This window comes from Campylobacter cuniculorum DSM 23162 = LMG 24588, assembly GCF_002104335.1.
GTDB lineage: Bacteria > Campylobacterota > Campylobacteria > Campylobacterales > Campylobacteraceae > Campylobacter_D > Campylobacter_D cuniculorum.
In genome coordinates, this window is record NZ_CP020867.1 from 555,604 (window position 1) to 575,458 (window position 19,855).

At 30.0% G+C, this 19,855-nt stretch carries 20 protein-coding genes and 1 pseudogene; 7 read left to right on the forward strand and 14 right to left on the reverse strand.

All coding sequences use genetic code 11. From position 1 onward, the window contains the following. The 3 genes from CCUN_RS02820 to CCUN_RS02830 all read right to left on the reverse strand — a co-directional run bounded on the left by CCUN_RS02820 (position 1) and on the right by CCUN_RS02830 (position 2,249). On the reverse strand, positions 1-729 hold the full coding sequence (locus tag CCUN_RS02820) for an amino acid ABC transporter ATP-binding protein (RefSeq protein WP_027306348.1): 729 nt from the start codon (positions 727-729) through the stop codon (positions 1-3). A gap of 128 nt (positions 730-857) precedes the next feature. Beyond that, positions 858-1,643, reverse strand: a complete 786-nt coding sequence (locus tag CCUN_RS02825; protein WP_027306347.1) for a CheR family methyltransferase — start codon at positions 1,641-1,643, stop codon at positions 858-860. A 36-nt stretch (positions 1,644-1,679) separates the two neighbouring features. Continuing rightward, positions 1,680-2,249 (reverse strand): CheB methylesterase domain-containing protein, encoded by a 570-nt coding sequence (locus tag CCUN_RS02830; protein ID WP_027306346.1) that lies wholly within the window; start codon positions 2,247-2,249, stop codon positions 1,680-1,682. Positions 2,250-2,384: 135 nt separating this feature from the next. Here CCUN_RS02830 and rpiB point away from each other — a divergent pair, with 135 nt between their 5' ends. The 7 genes and pseudogenes from rpiB (at position 2,385) to CCUN_RS02865 (ending at position 10,463) form a co-directional block, all read left to right on the forward strand. Then, complete coding sequence (gene rpiB, locus CCUN_RS02835) at positions 2,385-2,822, forward strand: ribose 5-phosphate isomerase B (RefSeq protein WP_027306345.1); 438 nt, start codon at positions 2,385-2,387, stop codon at positions 2,820-2,822. Beyond that, on the forward strand, positions 2,822-3,154 hold the full coding sequence (locus CCUN_RS02840; RefSeq protein ID WP_027306344.1) for a membrane protein: 333 nt from the start codon (positions 2,822-2,824) through the stop codon (positions 3,152-3,154). The genes rpiB and CCUN_RS02840 overlap by 1 nt, the downstream gene beginning before the upstream one ends. Next, a pseudogene (apt, locus tag CCUN_RS02845) lies at positions 3,151-3,676 on the forward strand (adenine phosphoribosyltransferase). The gene CCUN_RS02840 and the pseudogene apt overlap by 4 nt, the downstream one beginning before the upstream one ends. Positions 3,677-3,767: 91 nt before the next feature. Further along, entirely contained in the window at positions 3,768-4,391 is a 624-nt protein-coding gene (locus tag CCUN_RS02850) for a DedA family protein (protein ID WP_027306343.1), read from the forward strand. Further along, on the forward strand, positions 4,388-5,839 hold the full coding sequence (locus CCUN_RS02855; RefSeq protein ID WP_027306342.1) for a leucyl aminopeptidase: 1,452 nt from the start codon (positions 4,388-4,390) through the stop codon (positions 5,837-5,839). Before CCUN_RS02850 ends, CCUN_RS02855 begins: the two co-directional genes overlap by 4 nt. Then, positions 5,836-6,939, forward strand: coding sequence for a redox-regulated ATPase YchF (gene ychF, locus CCUN_RS02860; RefSeq protein ID WP_027306341.1), 1,104 nt, complete (start codon positions 5,836-5,838; stop codon positions 6,937-6,939). Before CCUN_RS02855 ends, ychF begins: the two co-directional genes overlap by 4 nt. Positions 6,940-6,962: 23 nt before the next feature. After that, the gene (locus tag CCUN_RS02865) at positions 6,963-10,463 is read left to right on the forward strand and encodes an acyl-[ACP]--phospholipid O-acyltransferase (protein WP_027306340.1); all 3,501 of its coding nucleotides are present in this window, start codon (positions 6,963-6,965) and stop codon (positions 10,461-10,463) included. A 375-nt stretch (positions 10,464-10,838) separates the two neighbouring features. On the opposite strand, the gene CCUN_RS02870 is transcribed toward CCUN_RS02865, so the two are convergent. The 11 genes from CCUN_RS02870 to CCUN_RS02920 all read right to left on the reverse strand — a co-directional run bounded on the left by CCUN_RS02870 (position 10,839) and on the right by CCUN_RS02920 (position 19,848). Then, entirely contained in the window at positions 10,839-12,029 is a 1,191-nt protein-coding gene (locus CCUN_RS02870) for a methyltransferase domain-containing protein (protein ID WP_085296632.1), read from the reverse strand. Positions 12,030-12,053: 24 nt separating this feature from the next. Beyond that, entirely contained in the window at positions 12,054-13,697 is a 1,644-nt protein-coding gene (locus CCUN_RS02875) for a hypothetical protein (RefSeq protein WP_085296633.1), read from the reverse strand. Positions 13,698-13,931: 234 nt separating this feature from the next. Then, positions 13,932-14,423, reverse strand: a complete 492-nt coding sequence (gene fldA, locus CCUN_RS02880; RefSeq protein WP_027306336.1) for a flavodoxin FldA — start codon at positions 14,421-14,423, stop codon at positions 13,932-13,934. Continuing rightward, a complete protein-coding gene (locus CCUN_RS02885) occupies positions 14,423-15,118 on the reverse strand; it encodes a hypothetical protein (protein ID WP_027306335.1) in 696 nt (231 codons plus the stop codon). The genes fldA and CCUN_RS02885 overlap by 1 nt, the downstream gene beginning before the upstream one ends. After that, complete coding sequence (locus CCUN_RS02890) at positions 15,118-15,435, reverse strand: DUF2325 domain-containing protein (protein ID WP_027306334.1); 318 nt, start codon at positions 15,433-15,435, stop codon at positions 15,118-15,120. Before CCUN_RS02890 ends, CCUN_RS02885 begins: the two co-directional genes overlap by 1 nt. Positions 15,436-15,708: 273 nt before the next feature. Continuing rightward, positions 15,709-15,921, reverse strand: coding sequence for a hypothetical protein (locus CCUN_RS02895; protein ID WP_244893542.1), 213 nt, complete (start codon positions 15,919-15,921; stop codon positions 15,709-15,711). Between the two features lie 345 nt (positions 15,922-16,266). Next, positions 16,267-16,752, reverse strand: coding sequence for an HIT family protein (locus CCUN_RS02900; protein WP_027306333.1), 486 nt, complete (start codon positions 16,750-16,752; stop codon positions 16,267-16,269). Between the two features lie 2 nt (positions 16,753-16,754). After that, positions 16,755-17,537 carry an indole-3-glycerol phosphate synthase TrpC gene (trpC, locus tag CCUN_RS02905; RefSeq protein ID WP_027306332.1) on the reverse strand — a complete coding sequence of 261 codons (783 nt, stop codon included), beginning with the start codon at positions 17,535-17,537 and terminating at the stop codon, positions 16,755-16,757. After that, positions 17,524-18,813, reverse strand: coding sequence for a tetratricopeptide repeat protein (locus CCUN_RS02910; RefSeq protein ID WP_027306331.1), 1,290 nt, complete (start codon positions 18,811-18,813; stop codon positions 17,524-17,526). The genes trpC and CCUN_RS02910 overlap by 14 nt, the downstream gene beginning before the upstream one ends. After that, positions 18,789-19,160 (reverse strand): YkgJ family cysteine cluster protein, encoded by a 372-nt coding sequence (locus CCUN_RS02915; RefSeq protein WP_027306330.1) that lies wholly within the window; start codon positions 19,158-19,160, stop codon positions 18,789-18,791. The genes CCUN_RS02910 and CCUN_RS02915 overlap by 25 nt, the downstream gene beginning before the upstream one ends. After that, complete coding sequence (locus tag CCUN_RS02920; RefSeq protein ID WP_027306329.1) at positions 19,150-19,848, reverse strand: tRNA1(Val) (adenine(37)-N6)-methyltransferase; 699 nt, start codon at positions 19,846-19,848, stop codon at positions 19,150-19,152. The genes CCUN_RS02915 and CCUN_RS02920 overlap by 11 nt, the downstream gene beginning before the upstream one ends. Positions 19,849-19,855: the final 7 nt, after the last annotated feature.

A 19,855-nucleotide genomic window follows, 5' to 3' on the forward strand; every position in this document is an offset into this window, starting at 1 on the left:
TTAGTTTTTAAGAATCTTTCCTAAAAAAAGCTTAGCCCTTTGTGTTTTTGGACTTAAAAAGAATTCTTTAGGAATGTTTTCTTCAACAATTGCCCCATCTTCCATAAAGATGATTCTATCTGCAACTTCTTTAGCAAAACCCATTTCATGCGTTACAACTACCATTGTTGTATTGCTTTGTAAAGAAATTTGTTTCATCACGTCTAAAACCTCTTGTATGGTTTCTGGATCAAGTGCGGAAGTTGGCTCATCAAAGAGTATATAGGGTTTTTTAGAACAGAGACTTCTTGCTATGGCTACTCTTTGTTGTTGTCCGCCTGAAAGAGTTGCAGGATAGACATTTGCTTTATCCACAAGCCCTACAACCTTAAGATAATGATAAGCGATTTCTTCAGCTTCTTTTTTACTCTTTTTTTGAAGTTTTATCGGTGCAAGAGTTAAATTTTGCAAAACACTCATATGGGGATAAAGATTGAAATGTTGAAAAACCATAGCACAATATTTTCTGCAAATTTCAATTTTATTTTTATGCGTTAAAACAAGATTATTAACAATCACCTCACCCGAACTGACCTCTTCAAGTCCATTCATACAGCGTATAGTCGTGCTTTTTCCACTTCCGCTAGGTCCTATAATGACAAGTTTTTCACCCTCTTGTATTTTAAGATTAATATCCTTTAAAACATGGTGTTTTCCATAGTATTTATTCACTTGTTTCAGTTCAATCAAAATTTTATCCTTCTAAAATATCAAATCCATTGTTCTTAATTTAGTTTTCCTAAACTATACATAAAACTAGCTTAAATGCTCAAATTTAATTAAGAGCATGTAACTAATGGTAATAGAAAGCTAAAACATCAAATTTTCTTATAATAATTTCCACCGGGAGAAAAAACTTTTTCAAAGAAAATATTATCCGGAATCAAATCAGCACTACCGATATAAAGGCGTCCATCATCATTTAAAATTCTATGAAAATTTTCCATAAGCTTGAGTTTAGAATCGTAATCAAAATAAATCAGCATATTTCTTGATAAAATCACATCAAATTTTTTAGAATTTAAAAAATTATTATCCAAAACATTACAAATATCAAATTTGCAAGGACAAAATTTGCTTTTATTAATCTTATAACTTGAATTTTCTTCAGTAAAAAATTTTTTCTTTTCTGCTGGAGTGAATTTTTGCAAAGCTCTTTCGTTATATATGCCTTTTTTGGCTTTTTCTATTGCATTAGAATTGATATCTATGCCCAAAATTTCAATGTCTTTAACAAAATGTTTAGTTGCTAAAATGGCTAAAGAATACACTTCTTCTCCACTTGCACAAGGAGCACTTAAAACACTTACTCTTTTTTCTAAACTTTTTATGTAATAAATTATCTCTTGAAGTTGCGATAATTCTCTTAAAAAATAAGTTTCAGTGATAGTTACAAAATTTAAAGTTTTTTGTCTAATATCTTTATTAGTCCTCATTTTAATTAATAAATCAGCCATTTTTTTAAAATTTAATTCTTCGAGGAAATTTGGTAATTTTAACAATAAAGTATTTTTTTTATCATTTAAATCCATTCCACATAATTCATTGATAATTTTAATAAAGTGATTCAATTCTAAATCATTTAAAATATTTTTTTCAACCATTTTTTATAACCCCCCCCCCTATAATATTTTTTAAATTTATTTTATAAATTGCAAAATTTCTTTTTTAATAGACTCTAAGCTCATTTGTTTTAAATCCGGATTGAGCTGCTTTGCTCTCTTTGGCATTCCATAAACTACAGAATCTTCTTCGTTTTCTGCTAAACATTTGACTCCAGCTTGATGAAGTTTAAGCAATGATTTTGCCCCATCATCTCCCATTCCCGTTAAAAGAATGGCTAACATTTCGTTTGTTTTAGCAAATGCTATTGCAGAATCAAAAAGTAAATCCACACTTGGGCTATAAGGAGTTTGAATATCTTGCCAATGCGAAACTATATCAGAATGCTTTTTTAACGGACTATTGTATTTAGATAAAATTGTATTTTTACAGCAAATATAAATTTTATTACTCAAATATTCTTTATCGTTTAATACAGAAACTTTGCTCAAAGAATGTTTATCGAATTGCTTGATAAAAGATGGGATAAAATTTTCTGTCATATGTTGAGCCACAATAATGCAAGTGTTTTTTACATTTATATCTTCAAGAAGAAATCTAAGCTGATTAGGACCACCTGTTGAAGAGCCTATTAATACTAATTTCATCACAAATCTCTCTTTAATGATAATTTTTTATTAAATCTTTTGCAATATAATTATAACAAGAAAAAGAAAACAAACTTTATTCATTTAGTTATTTTATGCTAAAATGATGGTTTTATTATATATTTTAGGTGTTAAATGCTAAGAGAAAAAATTTATATTGCAAGTGATCATGCAGGATTTGAGCTTAAAGAAAAAATTTGTGAATTTTTAAAAAACAAGCAAATTTCTTTTACAGACCTTGGCACAGATAGCAAACAAAGCTGCGATTATCCCGATTATGCACATTTACTTGCAAGTAAAATGGACTCTAAAAGCTTTGGAATTTTAATCTGTGGCACAGGGATTGGAATTTCAATTACTGCAAACAAGCACAAAAAAATTCGTTGTGCCTTATGTCATGAAAGTTTAAGTGCAAAATTTGCAAGAAAACACAATGATGCTAATGTTTTAGCCCTTGGGGCAAGACTGATAGGAGTGGATTTGGCATTAGATATTATTGAAAATTTTATCCAAACTCCTTTTGAAGAAGGAAGACATATAAAAAGAATTCAAAAAATTGAGGCGGGTTTATAATGTTTGGAAATTGGCTGATTTTGACAATACTCATTTGTATAACAATTTACTTAATTGTTATGTTATTTTATTATAAAACCTTACTTTCTAAAGAGAAAAATTCTAAGGATTTTATCAAAAATAATCTTGATGATACTGAAATTGTCATCCGAAAATTACAAGTGCAACTTCAAAGAAGTCTAGGAAATATAGACATACTTACAGAAGAGCTTAATAAAATTAAAAGCGATTTAACCTCACTAAGAACAAGAAATTCTCAATATCGCTTAGAAAATGATAAATTAAGACAAAGAATTAAAGAATTAGAAGCAAAAATCGAGGCATTATTATGAAAAAACTGACACAACAAGAGCAAAAATATCTGCTTGAAAGCATACGAAATATTCCGGATTTTCCTAAAAAAGGGATATTATTTAAGGACATCACAACTCTACTCAATAACAAAGAAGCGTTAAATTTCTTGCTTAAACATTTGCAAGCATATTATAAAGATAAAAATTTAGATTTTATTGCAGGGATAGAAAGCAGGGGTTTTATCTTTGCTTCTATGCTTTGTGCCCATTCGCAAAGCAAATAAACTTCCTTTTGAGACTCTTAGTTGCAAATATGAGTTAGAATACGGAACAGACAGCATTGAAATTCACAAAGATGCTTTTAGGGGTATTAAAAAGGCTAAAGTTTTACTTGTTGATGACCTCATTGCTACAGGTGGAACGGCTCTAGCCTCTTATGAGCTGATAAAAAAGGCGGGAGGAGAATGTGTTGAAGCTTTTTTCTTGCTTAATCTTAAAGATTTAAAAGGATATTTAAAACTTAAAGAACTGACTTCTGTTTATAGTGTTTTAGAAATTTAAAAGATTGAGAAAGGAAAGTTGAAATATGAAAAAAATGTTTAGAATTTGTATTTTTCTAGCAATTATATTTCTCGTAGCCTATGGGGTTTATATGTTAATCACAAAAGATTTTTCTTTTGAAGAATTTATCATTGGCATATGGAATGAACACGTAGAAAAATGGGGTTATGTCATACTTTTCTTTTGGAGTATCTTAGAAGGTGAGCTTGGACTCATTTTTGCAGGTTTTGCAGCTCATGATGGAAAATTAAATTTAGCTTTAACTATCTTTGTAGCGGGGATTGGAGGCTTTGTTGGAGACCAAATTTATTTTTATATAGGCAGATATAATAAAAAATTAATACAAAAAAAACTTCACACACAAAGACGTAAATTTGCCGTAGCACATTTACTCTTGCAACGTTTTGGTTGGCCTATTATCTTTATACAAAGATATATGTATGGTTTTAGAACTATAATTCCTATGAGTATAGGTATAACGCGTTATAGTGCAAAAAAATTTGCCTTTATCAATCTTATCAGTGCTTGGGTTTGGGCTACTATAACCATACTTTTAGCTTGGTATTTTGGTGCTTTAATTGAAGAATTTTTAGCTTGGGCAAAGCATCATTGGTATTATGCTGCAATTCTCATCGTGGCTTTGTTATCGGTTTTACTCTTTTCTTTTAAACAAATGGAAAAAGCTATACTTAAACATAAAAAGGAACAACAATGAAATTTGAATTTAGCCATCAAAGTTTAAATAAAATCAAAGCTGATTTTGAACTCGTATTTATACAAGATAAAAATCTTAAAAAATTCGCCTCATCGGCAAATTTTTTTAAACTTAACAATTACAAAGGTGAAGGAATTTGCCTAGATTTAGCAAATAAAAAGCTTTTTATAGAACTTAAAAGCCTTTCTTATGAAGATATAAGACTCGCTTTTTTCACAGCCTATAAAAATCTTGAAAAACTCAATATTAAAAGCATTAAAACCCCTTCTATTATAGGAGAGTGCGTTACAAGAAGTTTTGCTTGTTTGGCTGAAGGCATACTTTTTGGGGCGTATAAATTTGATAAATATAAAAGCGAGAAAAAGAAATCAAGTCTTGAAAAAATCATCATTTCAAAAGATGAAATCAATGGCAAAAAATTTGATTCAGACAAAGTTAATCTCGGTCTTAAACGAGGAGAAATTCTAGCTGGTGCAACGAATTTTGCTAAAGACATAGTCAATGAAATTCCTCAAGAATACACCCCTTTAAAAATGGCAAAAGATGCACAAAAATTAGCCAAAGAAAATAAAAACATACTTTGTAAAATTTATGATGAGAACTTCCTTGCTAAAGAAAAAATGAATGCTTTTTTAGCTGTAAATCGTGCTTCAATCTATCCGCCACGTTTGATTCATTTAAGTTATAAGCCTAAAAACGCAAAAAAACGCATTATCTTTGTAGGAAAAGGATTGACCTATGATAGCGGAGGACTTAGCTTAAAACCTTCAGATTATATGCTTACAATGAAAGCGGACAAAAGCGGTGCTGCTGCTGCAATGGGTATTATCAAAGCAGTTTGTGAGCTCAATTTAGAACTTGAAGTTCATTGCGTTTTAGGTGCAACGGAAAATATGATAGGAGGCGATGCGTATAAGCCTGATGATGTGTTAATCTCTCGCGAGGGTGTGAGCATAGAAGTGCGTAATACAGATGCTGAAGGCAGACTCGTGCTGGCGGATTGCCTTTCTTTTGCACAAGATTTAAAGCCTGATTTACTCATTGATATGGCAACCTTAACTGGTGCTTGTGTTGTGGGGCTTGGAGAATTTACAACCGGCATTATGGGAAATAACGAGGAATTGCAAAACGAATTTTATCTTAGCAGCAAAAAAAGCGGAGAATACACAACTATATTGCATTTTAATCCCCATTTAAAAGAGCTTGTTAAATCAAATATTGCAGATATTAGCAATACAGCTTCAAGTCGCTATGGTGGAGCCATTACGGCAGGAATTTTTCTTGATAAATTCATACGCAAAGAATACAAAGACAAATGGCTTCATCTTGATATAGCAGGACCGGCTTACACTGAAAAAGCTTGGGGTTATACAAGTTTTGGTGCTGGGGGAGCTGGGGTTAGAATGTGCGTGAATTTCCTTATGCATCTTTTAAGGAAAGTTCAGTGAATCTTCGTGTTGGCATAGTAGGATTACCAAATGTTGGAAAATCCACAACTTTTAATGCCTTAACTAAGGCTCAAAACGCTCAAAGTGCTAATTATCCCTTTTGCACTATAGAGCCTAATAAAGCGTTGGTTGAAGTGCCGGATTCTAGACTTTTTGAACTTGCTAAAATTGTCAAACCTCAAAAAATCTTGCATTCTTTGATTGAATTTGTAGATATTGCAGGACTTGTTAGAGGTGCAAGTAAAGGGGAGGGGCTTGGCAATAAATTTCTTTCAAATATTCGTGAGACTGAAGTGATTTTACATATAGTGAGATGCTTTGATGATGAAAATATCACGCATACTGAAGGTGGCATAAATCCTATAAGAGATATTGAGATTATCAATACAGAGCTGATTTTAGCAGATATTGAACAGCTAAGCAAAAAGATAGAAAAACTCAACAAAGAAGCAAAGGCAAATCAAAAGGGTGCTAAAGAGAGTTTGGAGCTTGCAAATTCCTTGCTAGAGCATTTAAATCAAGGTTTATCTGCAAACAGCTTTGAGGGTAGAGAGAGTGAACATTACAAAAATTTAATCAAAGAATTAAGACTGCTTTCTGCTAAAGAAGTGATTTATGGTGCAAATGTCGATGAAAAAGGGCTTTCAAAAGACAATGCTTTTGTTAAACAGCTTAAAGAATATGCCACAAAACACAATCAAGAAGTGATAAAAATTTGTGCTAAGATTGAAGAGGAGTTGATTGGTTTGAGTGAGGAGGAAATTAGTGAATTTTTAAGCTCTTTGGGGGCTAAAGAGAGCGGACTTCATCAAATCATACGCACAGCCTTTCATAAGCTTGGACTCATTAATTATTTTACAGCAGGAGTGCTTGAGGTACGTTCTTGGACTATACGCAAAGGTGATAAGGCTCCAAAGGCTGCAAGTGTGATTCACAATGATTTTGAAAAAGGATTCATCAAGGCTGAAGTGATAAGTTATGAAGATTTTATCGCTTATGAAGGAGAGAGCGGAGCTAAAGAAGCAGGAAAACTGCGTTTAGAGGGCAAAGACTATGAGGTCAAAGATGGAGATGTGATTCATTTTAGATTCAATGTGTAATTAATATTTCAAAGGATTGATTGATGAAGCAAAAATCTTTGATTCAAATTTTTGGAATGATTCCGTTTTTATCTGTAGCTTTTATCAATGCTTTGGTGGATTTAGGACATAAAATCATCATTCAAAATACAATCTATAAAATTTACAATGGAAGCGAACAATTTTTTTTAAGTACTTTAATCAACGCTCTCATTCTTTTACCCTTCATTTTAATGCTCTCTCCTTCAGGTTTTCTCGCTGATCGTTTTCCTAAAAATCTTATTATGAAATTTTCAGCCTATTTCAATGTCTTTTTAACTTCAATTCTTTGTATTTCTTATTATACCGGTGCTTTTCATATCGCCTTTATAATGACTTTCATTTTAGCAATTCAATCCGCACTCTATTCACCTTCAAAATATGGCTTTATTAAGGAGCTTGTGGGTAAAAACTTGCTAACTTTAGGAAATGGAATCATCAATGCCGTAAGCATTGCTGGAATTTTAACCGGAATATGTGTTTTTTCTTTAGGTTTTAACCTGCTTTATAATGCAAATTTAAGCGATGAGCTTCTTCAAAAAATTGCACCACTTGGAATTTTACTCGTAGTTTTTGCTCTTTTAGAGCTTTTTTTAACGCATCGTTTGCCAAAATTAAAACAAGAAAATAAAGAAATAAAATTTCACACCAAAGATTATCTTAAAGGCAAACTTTTATCAAATAATTTAAAATTGATTTTTCAAAATAAAATCATCAGACTTTGTATTGTAGCAATTGCGTTATTTTGGTCGCTTTCACAGCTTTATCTTGTGGCTTTTCCTGTTTATGCTAAAAATATCTTATTTGAAGATAACGTCTTTTTTGTGCAACTTTGTATGGGAATTTCGGGATTAGGTATGATTAGCGGTTCTTTGATTGTGGGAAAACTTTCTAAAAATTATATTGAGCTTGGTTTTATCCCGCTTGGAATTTTAGGAATTTTATTCAGCTCTTTGCTCATGCCTTGTTTGACAAATTTAATCAATTATGGTGTGCTTTTCTTCTTTTTTGGTCTTTGCGGTGCCTTTTTTATCATTCCTTTAAACGCACTCATACAATATCATGCTAAAGAATCAGAATTGGGAAAAATTTTAGCAGCAAGTCATTTTGTCCAAAATTTATGCATGTTGAGCTTTTTAGTTTTCGTATCATTTTTTTCTTATTTTGAGCTTAATGTCATTTATCTTTTTTATCTTGCTAGTTTTATTGTCTTTGTCGGTGCGATTTATATCCTTTTAAAATTGCCTTTTTCTTTAATACGTATTCTGGTGCAACTTGCATTTTTTCAACGTTATAAGCTTCTTGTGGAGGGTTTTGAAAACATCCCTGAAAAAGGTGGTGCTTTGCTTTTAGGAAATCATATTTCTTTTATTGATTGGGCAATCATTCAAATGGCAATTCCTAGACATGTCCATTTTGCTATGGAAAAAAGTATTTATTCTAAATGGTATATTAAATTTTTTCTGGATAAATTTGGAGTGTTTTTTATTTCAGCAACGACAAATAAAACAAGCTTTGAATTGATTGCTCAAGCGATTAAAAAAGGTGAGCTTGTTTGTCTTTTTCCTGAAGGAGTGATTTCAAGGCATGGACAATTGAATGAATTTAAAGGAGATTTTGAGTTTATTTGTTCTCAACTTGAATCAAATGAAGGAGTGATTTTACCCTTTTATATTCGTGGGCTTTGGGGAAGTGCGTTTTCAAGAAGTGATGAAGAATTTTCTTCACGTCATAGGAGATTGAGTAAAAGAAATATTGCAATCGCTTTTGGTAAAGCTATGCCACTTAATGCAAAAAAAGAAGAGGTAAAGGCTAAGGTCTTTGAACTATCCTTTATGGCGTGGAAATCTCAATGCGAAGCTATGCAAACCCTAACCCGCTCTTTTATAAGCAGTGCCAAAAGAAAGCTTTCTCATATTGCCTTAATCGATCCGGTTTCTGGAGCAATAAGCTATAGAAAAATGCTTAGTTTAAGCCTAATCTTAAGCACAATCATCAAGGACAATTCGCAACGATTCAATATCCAAATTCAAAGAGGTTCTTATGCTCCTAAAGAAGAGAGTGTTGGCATTCTACTTCCTGCATCCTTTGCTTCTTCTCTTTGCAACCTCGCCACTTTGTTTGCAAATAAAGTTGTCGTTAATCTTAATTTTACAGCAGGAGAAAAAAACATCCAAGCAGCAATTCAAAGTGCTAACATCAAGCAAATTTATACTTCTAAAACATTCTTAGAAAGACTTAAAAATAAGGGGGTTGATTATCATTTTGCAGAAAATATCAAGGTGTTTTTTGTCGAAGATTTAGTTGATATTTTTAAAAAAGAAAAGGCTAAAATTATAATTTATATGATTTTGGTGAGTCTCTTGCCAAGTTTTATACTCAAAGCCATTTTTTCACCTTCTAAAAACAATCTTGCCATAGCTGCTATACTCTTTAGTAGCGGAAGTGAGGGAACTCCTAAGGGTATAATGCTTAATAACCGCAATATTTTAAGCAATATAGCTCAAATTTCAGATCTTTTGTGTGCAAAAGACAATGATACTATCTTATCTTCTTTGCCACCTTTTCATGCCTTTGGATTAACCGTTACAACCTTTTTGCCACTTTTAGAATCAATAAAAAGCGTAACTTTTGCTGACCCAACTGATGCCATAGGCGTTGCAAAAACCATCCTAAAAAATAATGTGACTATAATGTGTGGAACTTCAACCTTTCTTGGAATTTACGCAAGAAATAAAAAACTTGACGCATTAATGTTTGAAAGTTTAAGAATCATAGTTTGTGGGGCTGAAAAACTCAAACAAGAAGTGCGAAGTGCTTTTGAAATGAAATTTAAAAAAAGCATCCTTGAAGGATATGGAGCAACCGAAACCACTCCTGTTGCAAGTGTGAATTTGCCTAATAAATTTGACCCGGATTATTGGATTTTACATCGTGCAAATAAGGAAGGAAGCGTAGGAATGCCTTTACCGGGAACTGCAATTAGAATTGTTAATCCAAACACTTATGAAAGCTTAAAACATGGAGAAGAGGGATTGATACTCATTGGCGGACATCAAGTTATGGTGGGCTATCTTAATGATAAAGAAAAAACCGATGAAGTGATTAAAGAGATTGATGGGATTCGTTGGTATAACACAGGCGATAAAGGACGTTTAGATGAAGATGGTTTTTTATACATTATCGACCGATATTCTCGTTTTGCTAAAATCGGCGGAGAAATGATTTCTTTAGGAGCTTTAGAAGAAGAGCTTGCAAAAGTTCTTAATACAGAAATTGTGAAATTTTGTGCTTTGTCTTTAGAAGATGATAAAAAAGGTGAAAAGATTGTTTTATTGATAGAGTGTCAAAATGAGCATTTTCAAGGAATCATCCAAGCCATTAAAGATTCAAATATACCTGCACTTTTTAAACCAAGTCAATACATTCAAGTTGAAAAAATTCCTCTTTTGGGCTCTGGAAAAGTAGATTTTAAGAGAGCAAAAGAACTTGCAAAATACTCTTAAAATAATCAATTTACATTGAATAATTTTTAGAAAAAAACATTATTTTTCTAAAAATTTATCTCTATAAACTAAAATCTTATGAATTAAAAAATCAATCCTCAATCTCCCTAGCACAAAATTGATTGAGTCTTTTGATACAAATGATTTTATGAATAAATTCTCCCTTGATTTATTTTTTAACACATTAATCCATTTTAATTTTTAAGGAAAAAATGGCTAAAATCTATTATGAATAGAGTCTCCAAAACGCAAAAGATGTTAAAGATAACAGCTAAAAAAGCTAAGCTTAGCTTTTAAGAAATGAAAAAATTCTTAAAATGCATAAAGAAAAATTAAAAAATTTAGCCCGACTTGATAGAGCTCAAGCGGGTAAAATCATAAAATTTTCATGTTTTTTGACTTAATAAAATCTCCTTTATATCCCTTTTCTCTTAGAAGATTTATAACTTCTTGTTCATATAATGGCACCGCTAATAAAATCAAATCGAGCGATTTAAATTCTTGTGGTTGTGGTTTAGAAATTTTTATATTAGAATTTTGAAGATATTGTCCTTGTTTTCTTATATCCAAATCAAAACATTTTTTGATTTTTAACAAGCAATTTTGGCTTAAAAAATTGAGTAAAGAATTCCCGTGTGCTCCGGCACCATATAGAGCTATATTTTGATAATTTTGAAATTTAAGATTAAGACTTTTTATTGCTTGATTAAAATTCTTTGCAATGTGTGAATCATAATGTTTAAATTCAAGTTTTTTATCTGTTTTGAAATTATTTTTTCTAAAGAATAAACCCATATGCTGTTTTTCATATAAAAAAATTTCATCGATAAGCTCACAACCTAAATCATTTAAAACGTTAATCAAAACATTTTTTTGATAATAGCCACAATGATCATTAAAAACTTCGTAAAATCTGTTATGTTCTATAAATTCATCAAGATTAGGGACTTCAACATAAATAATGCCTTCATTTGCAAGAAGTTTTATCACATCATTTAAAAAATCATAGGGTGTATTGATATGTTCTAAAAGATGCCTAAATAAAACAAAATTAATTTCGTGTTCAAGTTTGTTTTTGACAAATTCATAATCAAAAAAGCCTTGTATGTGTTTTAAATTCTTAGCGTCTTTTAATTCTAACGAAACCAAAGAAGGGTCAATTGTAGTAAAAGACTCAACCTCATCAATCAAAGCTAAAACCATATCACCGCTTCCGGGTGCAATTTCCAAGCAATGAGAATTTTTATCGAGGTATTTTAGGATTTTATTTTTAATCGATTGAATGTTTTCGCTCATTTCCTTAGAAACAATTTTGCGAGAGATATAAGTTTGGGAAGAATATTCATTGTTAATTTGCTCTAAATCAAAACTTGCATTAAAGACATAACCGCAGTTTTTACATTGAGTTAGAGTGATTTTTGCATTACCCTTGCAATACCCCCCCCCCCATAACTCATCTGTATTTAAATAAGGCTTTTCACTCAATTTACCTGAACTAGCAAAAACATTTTCATGAACCCATAAATTTTGTATTTGGTTTTCTTTTTGACATAGGGCACAAACCATTCTTTCTCCTTAAATTTAAAAATTTTATTTTTTGATTATATCTAAAATAAATAATTTATAAATTAAATATTTTTGCCTAAAACTATCTTTTAAAGCTTTCATCAAGATTAAAGGAATTTGATTGAAATACTCTTTTTTTGTAATATTTTGTGATTTGTAAATTTTCCTATGGAGTCGTAAAGCAAGTCTAACATTTGATTTATAAGACCTAAAAAAATATTTAGGAATACTCATTTTTTCTAAATTTAAAAGATTTTTCCTTTCTTGTTCATTTTTAAGATAGCAAAGTCTTAAATATTTTTTTCTTTGAGAAAATCTAAAAAATTCACAAATTTTAGAACCCATAAAAACAATATAAGGAAAATTTTCATCATCAAAATATACATAATCATAAAAATAACACTCAAACTCCCCAAAAATAGGATTTAACATAGTTTGCAAAAATTCCTTAGCTTGAGTTTGAAGAATGTTTTTTAACATAGAATCAATTTCTTTATATTTATTTTGATTGAAAAATTCTTTCATAATAAATATTCGATATGCCATATTTTCTTTATCAAACTCTAAAGCTTTTAAAAGATATTCTAAGCTTTCTTGAATAGGTTTTTTGAGATTTTTACTTAAATCAAAAAGCTTAAAATACGATGCAGCAATTTGTAGATTATGGAATTTAAGCCTTTGTATATTCTCTTTGATAATTTCAAATTGTTTTTCACTAGAAAAGATTTTATCGTAAGAAATAATTCTATCATCTCCACTTATCATACGAATCAATCCTGCAAAGCCAGAATTTTTAGTAGAATATACCTTAAAAGCCCTAGCCATAAGATTTAATTCAAAAAATGCCCTTTGTATATCATTGAGTTTTTTATCGAAAAATTCTTCGCAAGTTTTAACATTTAAGTGAGAAAATTCTTTAAAGGATTTTAGATGATTTGCGAGGATGTGATTGGCTTGTATGTCCTGCCCAAAAATGATGATATGATTGTTCGCTTTTAATTCCATTTGAGCGAGTTCTAAAGCTATTTCGTAAGGAAAAAATCTTTCTTTTGATATCGGAGAATGCATAGCCTGTCTTATAGAATGAGAAAAGACGACTTCCCCCCCCCTGATATGTAAAGCTATAAAATTATGATTTAAGGATAGAGAAATATCATGGACTCTCTTTTGTATGTCTGTAAATTCTTTTGAAAAGGGAATGCTTTTATAAATATTTCCAAGCTCTTCTAAGCACTCTTTTCTTTCACAATCAACAAGAAAATCACTCGGCAAATAAGGACAAGCATAATATCCCCATTTTCTATCAAATCTGCTTTTTTGTTTTAATTGCTTAAAAGTTTTAGCCTTTTTCATAATTCTCATTCCATAAGTAAGTGGATGAGAATAAGAATCAACCCAAGAATCAATACTAGGATTTAAAAGATAATTTTTGATAAAATTTTCACCAAAGATTAGCTCTGCTTTGTCCATAGCAACACCTAAAAAATTCTTATTTTTATCATTTTTTGAGCTTAAATCTGCCTTAATATCAATAGAATTTTCCCAGACAAAACCAAAATTAAATTGTAATTTTTTTGCTAAATAAAGTCCTACCAATATCGAACAAAATCTTTGACCAAAACCATCGGGTCTTGCCGCAACAATCCAACTATCGCTTTTTTTATCCATAATACTCCTCTTTCATAATAATCCTTCTAAAAAATATGAAACACTCTCACTTAAAACCCTTGATAAAAGGATAATATCTAAGGATAATTTTAATAATTGCATTTGAAACCAAATTAATTTTCTTATCGAAAAATAGAAGTTTTCTTAACTAAGACTTGATAAAATAGCTATTGTATCAAAAATTTCTTAAAGAAATTATAATCCCTGTTACAAAGAACTAACAGGGATAAATTTTTAAGCAAAATGAGGTTTAATTTCAGCAATCCATGCATCAATTCTTGCTTCAGTTTGATCTTCTTGATTGTCATTATCTAAGGCAAGACCAACGAATTTTCCATCAACAACCGCGTCGCTTGATTCAAAAGTATAGCCTTCTGTTGAAACGGCACCAACCAAATTTGCACCCGCATCTTTTAAATTTTGAGCGAGTTTTCCCATACCGCCACAATAAGTATCAGAATAACTCTCACTATCGCCCATTCCAAAAACAGCAACGGTTTTTCCACTAAGATTTAAGCCTTTAAAATCAAAGCCTTCCCAATCATCTTGCAAATCGCCACTTCCCCAAGTTGAAGTTCCACAGATAAGTTTATCATAAGAATTCATCTTATCTGCATCGATATTAGCAATGTTTAAAACATCACTGATTCCAAGCTTTGAAGCAATCAAACCTGCTGCACCTTCAGTATTTCCCATAGCACTGCCATAAATCACTGCTACTGACATTAAATTCTCCTTATAAGTTTATTTGATATTGAATACGGAACTAATTTTAGCATAGTTTTACTTAAATCACATAAAAAATGTTTGATTTCTATGAAATGATTAAAATTATCATTTTTTGGATAAATTATATAAAAAACTAAAAAGGAATTTTTGCGAATTAAATTCAATGCTTCTTCAATTTCACTGCAATTTTCCAATTTGTTTATATCGATTTTTTTACTATACACTAAAAGAGCTATTTTCTGCTCAATAATAATAAAATTATCCTTAAAAAACAATGATTTGTCAGGATTTTGCTTAGAAATTTTATCATAAACATAACCCACAAATAGGTCTTGAGTTTTAAAACATATTCCATAAAAATATATTTTTAAATTTTTTTTAAGTTGCATAAAATTCATGGAATTTGTTTTAAAAATTTTATTCTTTTTTATATCAAAATTTTCAATATAAACATTACTTTGAATGCAAATTTTTCTAGCTTTATTAAAATCCACACAAAGTAAATCTTTTAAAAAAAGTTTGAAAATATCTTGTAGATTTTCAGCCTTTTTCGCATAATGAAAAGGAATTTTTAAATCATCCTCTACATTTGCATTGTATTGATATAAAAAAATGAGATTGAGCTCCTTTCTTGCAGAGCCTTGATAAATTTTTGGAATCAATTCCTTGCCATTTGAAAAACCAAAAAACATCATAAAGCCTTGGAGCAAGAAAATTCTCTATCGAGATTAAAAATTTTACAATACTCACAATACACACAACTGACGCTTCTTTTAGCACAAACTAAAGGAATTTTTCTTTTTTTAGCCTCGCTTTTTATTTTTTTCATCGTATTGTGATTTAAAAAACTTGTAAGCATTACAATACATTCTGTATCATTTGGTATGGGTTTGCGATTGACACGATTTTCATTTCTTGCATCCCAGTGTTCAATTTTTTTAGCACCTAAATCATACAAAACCGCCTTTATAGGAGTGATTTCATCTGCACCGATAACTAAAACTGACATATTTTTCCTTTTTTATATTTTTTGATAATTATTATTATAATATAAAAAAATAAAAATATTTTGAAATTTATTATCATATTTGATTTTTTTTAAAAAATAATTTTTAAAAATTGATCTAAATGATTAAAATATCAATTTTTATACCATTTTTACATCTAAAATTTTGATTATTTAATCCAAATAAGAATTTAATTTTTACAAATAAAAAATTAAAAAATTTTTAAAATAAGAATTTATAAAAAACGTAAGATAAATCATTAGATTTTAAAATAATTATAAAAAATAATATTTAATTTTTTTAACATTGTGCCAACCTTTTATATAATGAACAATATAATCAATCACAGCATTTTCTATGGCTTCTAAATCTGCATTGGTAGGAGTGGATTGTTTTTCATTGAAACTCACATTATAAATTCCTCTTTGTTCTTTTTGAATTTTTTCATTGAGTTCTTTGAGTTTTTTCTTCATATTTTTAAAAATCATTTTAAGAGATGGTGTATATAGTAGTATTAAAAATCAATTAAATTTTTAAACAAATTTAAGAAATTAAAGATTACTATATAAATTTTTATAATCTATAGAAGAATTTAGACATTCTAACCCATTAATTTAAGCCAAAATTAAAAAAAATCATACTTAAAGAAAGAATTTTAAAAAAGAAATTATTAAAATTTTTAAAGAATTCTTGCAAAAATTCAGTTTAGAGCTAAGAATTAAACCTATAAAATCTTAAATAAATTTATATTGTTATTCGATTTATCTGCTATTTTTTAAGTTCTAAATTTAAACCATTTTAATCTGTGTTATGATTGATAAAACCAGCTCATTTTAGATAAGTTTTGCAAAAGCTGTAAGAAATTTTTGATAAATCTTTTCTATATCATTTCCACAAACCCGCACTTGTCCAATACTTGTGATGAAATTTGTATCCCCTGCCCAACGCGGAACAAGATGATAATGGCAATGTGGTGCTATTCCAGCTCCAGCCTCTTTACCTAAATTCATACCGATATTAACACCTCTAGCACCCAACTCGCTCTTAAGAATTTTCACACTTTTTCTGACAAAATCACTCATTTCTTGCCAAGTTTCCTGGCTTAAATTTTCAATATTTTCTTCATGGATATAGGGTATAACCATAAAATGTCCGGGCGTATAAGGATAATGATTCATCACCCCAAAACAATGCTTTGCTCTAAAAATCACTTTCAATTCTTCATCACTCTTAAGCCTATTTGCACAATCACAAAAAGGGCAGGTATCTTTCTTTTGTCCCAAATATTCCTCCCTCCAAGGTGCGTATAAATACTGCATCTTCAGCCTTTTATAACTTCTTTTAAAGCCTTACCTGCATCATCTTGACGCATAAAATACTCTCCAATTAAAAAGGCATCAACCCCTAAATGTTGCAAGTGCTTTATGAATGCCTTATCATTCAAACCACTTTCTGCAACGATAATTTTTGAATTTGGAATTTGCGGAATGAGTTTTTCACAAAGATCCATATGCATAGAAAAATCATTTAAATCCCTATGATTAATCCCAATAATATCCGCCCCAGCAAAAATAGCCTTGCTTAAATCTTCTCTATCGTGGATTTCAACCAAAGCTTCAAGACCTAAATGCCTTGCAAATTCGAGTAAATTTTTAAGCTCTTTCATACTTAGAATTTTCGCAATCAAAAGAATAAAATCTGCTCCATAAATCAAGGCTTCTAAAATTTGATATTCATCAAAAATAAAATCCTTTCTTAAAAGCGGAATCTGCGTATATCTGCGTATCATGCTTAAATTTTCAAGACTTCCTTGAAAAAAAAGAGGCTCGGTTAATACAGAAATAGCTGCAGCTCCATTTTTTTCATAATTTAACGCAATGCTTAAGGGGTCAAATTCTGTTCTAATCACACCCTTGCTAGGACTTGCTTTTTTAACTTCAGCAATGATTTTAATCTCACCGTCTTCTTTTTTAAGGGCTTTATGAATGTTTTTTGGAAAAAAAGGACTTGCAGCCAAAGACCTTCCTAGCATATCATAAGGCAAATCTTTTTTTCTTTTTTCCAAAGCGGTTTTGGTTTTTTTTAAAATTTCATCTAAAATCATCTTTCAAACAACCTCTTATAGCTTTAATGTGTTTTTTACTCTCTTCTGATTCTACAAATTCTTTATCATCAAAGGTTTTTTGCAAAAGCTCCCAAGCCTCCTTGCATTTTCCTAATTTATAATACCCCCACGCTAAAGAATCAATATAATAAAAATTATTCGGTTCTTTTTCTAAAGCAAGTTCTACAAATTTCATACCCTTTTTAATGTCTAAATCATAATCAATCAACAAATACCCATAATAATTTAAATACAAAGCATCCGCATCTTCATCTATACCCTCTTCAAATTTTTTTACAATTTGAGCGATTTTTTCCGCAGTGATTTGTTTTTTAAAATTTGCTTCTTCAAATTCAAGAATGGCTGTACGCAATAAATATTCTTTATTTCCATCACGTTCATAAATTTTAAGACTTAATTTTTTTGCCTCATCGAATTGTTTTAAATTTTCATATAAAAAAATTTTAACATTATCTTTCACATCGTATTTTAAGGCAAATTCCAAAGCTTCTTGTTTGTGATTTTGAGAAATTAAAAGTTCGATTATAGCAAGGATAAAATCTTTATTATGACTTAATTGATAAAGATTAAGATAAAGCTCTTTTAAAGCTTTAATATTTTTTTCATTGCTATAAATTTGAGCGAGTAAAATGCAAGTTTTTAGGGTGCAACCATTAGATTTTTTGAAATTTTCAAGTAAAATTTTAATATTTTTTACCTGATTTAAATTCGCATAAATTCCTACAATCTTGAGTAAAAGATCCTCACTTTGAAAATGTTTATACGCAAGCTCATAGTATTTTATAGCATTTCTTAAATCATTTTTAGCAACCAAAATATCTCCATAAATTTCAAAATCTCTTGGGTCATTATTTTTTTTAGCCAAAAGTTCTTTGACATATTTTTCAGCTCTTTTAAGATTTAAATTTTGTAAATCATAAAGTATGCTAAGACGTTTAAGACTATCACTTTGATTGAGATAAGCTCTAGCGAGTTCGTTGAGCTCATCGGCTTTATCAAGCTGATTGACTAAGGTGAGCAAATAGGCGTTTTCTAAAAAATTTGTAACATTATAATCTTTAAAAAGGGCTAAAAATTCATCTCTAGCTTCTTTGTATTGATTAAAATGACTATAGGTGAAAGCCTTCATCACTCTTGAATCAAATTCCTTGCTTTTTTGTTCTGTATAATCCTTATAAACAACGACGATATTTTGCTTATTTGCACAAGCATTTAAAAATATGAAAACAACTATAAATAACAAATTCCTATACATTCTTTTTCTAATTCCTCTTTGTGGTTTTTATAATATTTCCAAAAGGGAAAAGTTCGACATTGACTCGGTCTGTACTCATAAATTTTACAATTTCTTTTCACTTGGTCAAAAAAGATACAAGCATAGCCATCTTCGAATTTCACCTCTTTAAAACTCATTTTAAAACCCACTTTTTTTAAAAATTTTAACGCAAATTCTTGTTCATCTAATCCTAAATATTGCCTTAAAATTTTTAATTCTTCTTTACTTACAAATATATTGCCGCTCTCGCCTGTGCAACATTTTCCGCCACATTTTTCACAAGCTTTTTCATCAAAAGAAAAATCAAAACCTTCTTTAGAAATCATAACTTTTTATCCTAAACCTAGAGCAAATCCTTTGCATTTCATCGCTTAAATTTAAATTTTTTTGCATCAACAAAGGGGGTAAAATTTCACAAGAACTCTTCACTCCCTTTCGAGCCTGTATCAAAACAAGCCTTGCTTTTTGTCCCTTTGCACTATAAACAAAGCGAATTTTAGTCAGTTTGAGCTTTTTATTTTCTAAAATAAAACAAATCTTAGGTAAAGCTAAGGCTTCATAAGCAAAATAAAACACCCCTCTTGGTTTTAAGAGTGAATTAGCCTTGGCAATCAGCTCATCAAGAGGTAAAAAACGCTGAAATTTGCTTATATTTTCATGTTCATTGATGCCCATTTTTGCTCCATCTCTGTAAAATGGAGGATTTGAAACTAAAAAATCAAATTTTTTCTTGCTTGAAAAAACACGAAAATCTGCGTGGAAAACCTGTGCTTGGATATGATTTTGCTTTAAATTTTTTTCAATCAAAGCTATATTTTTTTCTTGAATCTCAAGCAAATTTAAAGTTAAATTTGGGGTGAAGAATTTAAGCAAAATTCCTACAATCCCACAACCAGCACCGATATCTAAAAGCTCATTTTTCACTCCGCAATTTAAAGCAAAATCACTTAAAAGCAAGGAATCGCTGTTGTAACGATAGGTTTGCTTGTATTGAGCTAATTTTAAAATTTCCAAAACAAAA

Excerpts from the sequence above, each read along its gene's own strand:
- CCUN_RS02825 (WP_027306347.1), bottom strand. The coding sequence starts at position 1,643 with ATGGTTGAAAAAAATATTTTAAATGATTTAGAATTGAATCACTTTATT.
- CCUN_RS02830 (WP_027306346.1), bottom strand. The coding sequence starts at position 2,249 with ATGAAATTAGTATTAATAGGCTCTTCAACAGGTGGTCCTAATCAGCTT.
- rpiB (WP_027306345.1), top strand. The coding sequence starts at position 2,385 with ATGCTAAGAGAAAAAATTTATATTGCAAGTGATCATGCAGGATTTGAG.
- CCUN_RS02840 (WP_027306344.1), top strand. The coding sequence starts at position 2,822 with ATGTTTGGAAATTGGCTGATTTTGACAATACTCATTTGTATAACAATT.
- CCUN_RS02850 (WP_027306343.1), top strand. The coding sequence starts at position 3,768 with ATGTTAATCACAAAAGATTTTTCTTTTGAAGAATTTATCATTGGCATA.
- CCUN_RS02855 (WP_027306342.1), top strand. The coding sequence starts at position 4,388 with ATGAAATTTGAATTTAGCCATCAAAGTTTAAATAAAATCAAAGCTGAT.
- CCUN_RS02865 (WP_027306340.1), top strand. The coding sequence starts at position 6,963 with ATGAAGCAAAAATCTTTGATTCAAATTTTTGGAATGATTCCGTTTTTA.
- CCUN_RS02870 (WP_085296632.1), bottom strand. The coding sequence starts at position 12,029 with ATGGTTTGTGCCCTATGTCAAAAAGAAAACCAAATACAAAATTTATGG.
- CCUN_RS02875 (WP_085296633.1), bottom strand. The coding sequence starts at position 13,697 with ATGGATAAAAAAAGCGATAGTTGGATTGTTGCGGCAAGACCCGATGGT.
- fldA (WP_027306336.1), bottom strand. The coding sequence starts at position 14,423 with ATGTCAGTAGCAGTGATTTATGGCAGTGCTATGGGAAATACTGAAGGT.
- CCUN_RS02885 (WP_027306335.1), bottom strand. The coding sequence starts at position 15,118 with ATGTTTTTTGGTTTTTCAAATGGCAAGGAATTGATTCCAAAAATTTAT.
- CCUN_RS02890 (WP_027306334.1), bottom strand. The coding sequence starts at position 15,435 with ATGTCAGTTTTAGTTATCGGTGCAGATGAAATCACTCCTATAAAGGCG.
- CCUN_RS02895 (WP_244893542.1), bottom strand. The coding sequence starts at position 15,921 with ATGATTTTTAAAAATATGAAGAAAAAACTCAAAGAACTCAATGAAAAA.
- CCUN_RS02900 (WP_027306333.1), bottom strand. The coding sequence starts at position 16,752 with ATGCAGTATTTATACGCACCTTGGAGGGAGGAATATTTGGGACAAAAG.
- trpC (WP_027306332.1), bottom strand. The coding sequence starts at position 17,537 with ATGATTTTAGATGAAATTTTAAAAAAAACCAAAACCGCTTTGGAAAAA.
- CCUN_RS02910 (WP_027306331.1), bottom strand. The coding sequence starts at position 18,813 with ATGTATAGGAATTTGTTATTTATAGTTGTTTTCATATTTTTAAATGCT.
- CCUN_RS02915 (WP_027306330.1), bottom strand. The coding sequence starts at position 19,160 with ATGATTTCTAAAGAAGGTTTTGATTTTTCTTTTGATGAAAAAGCTTGT.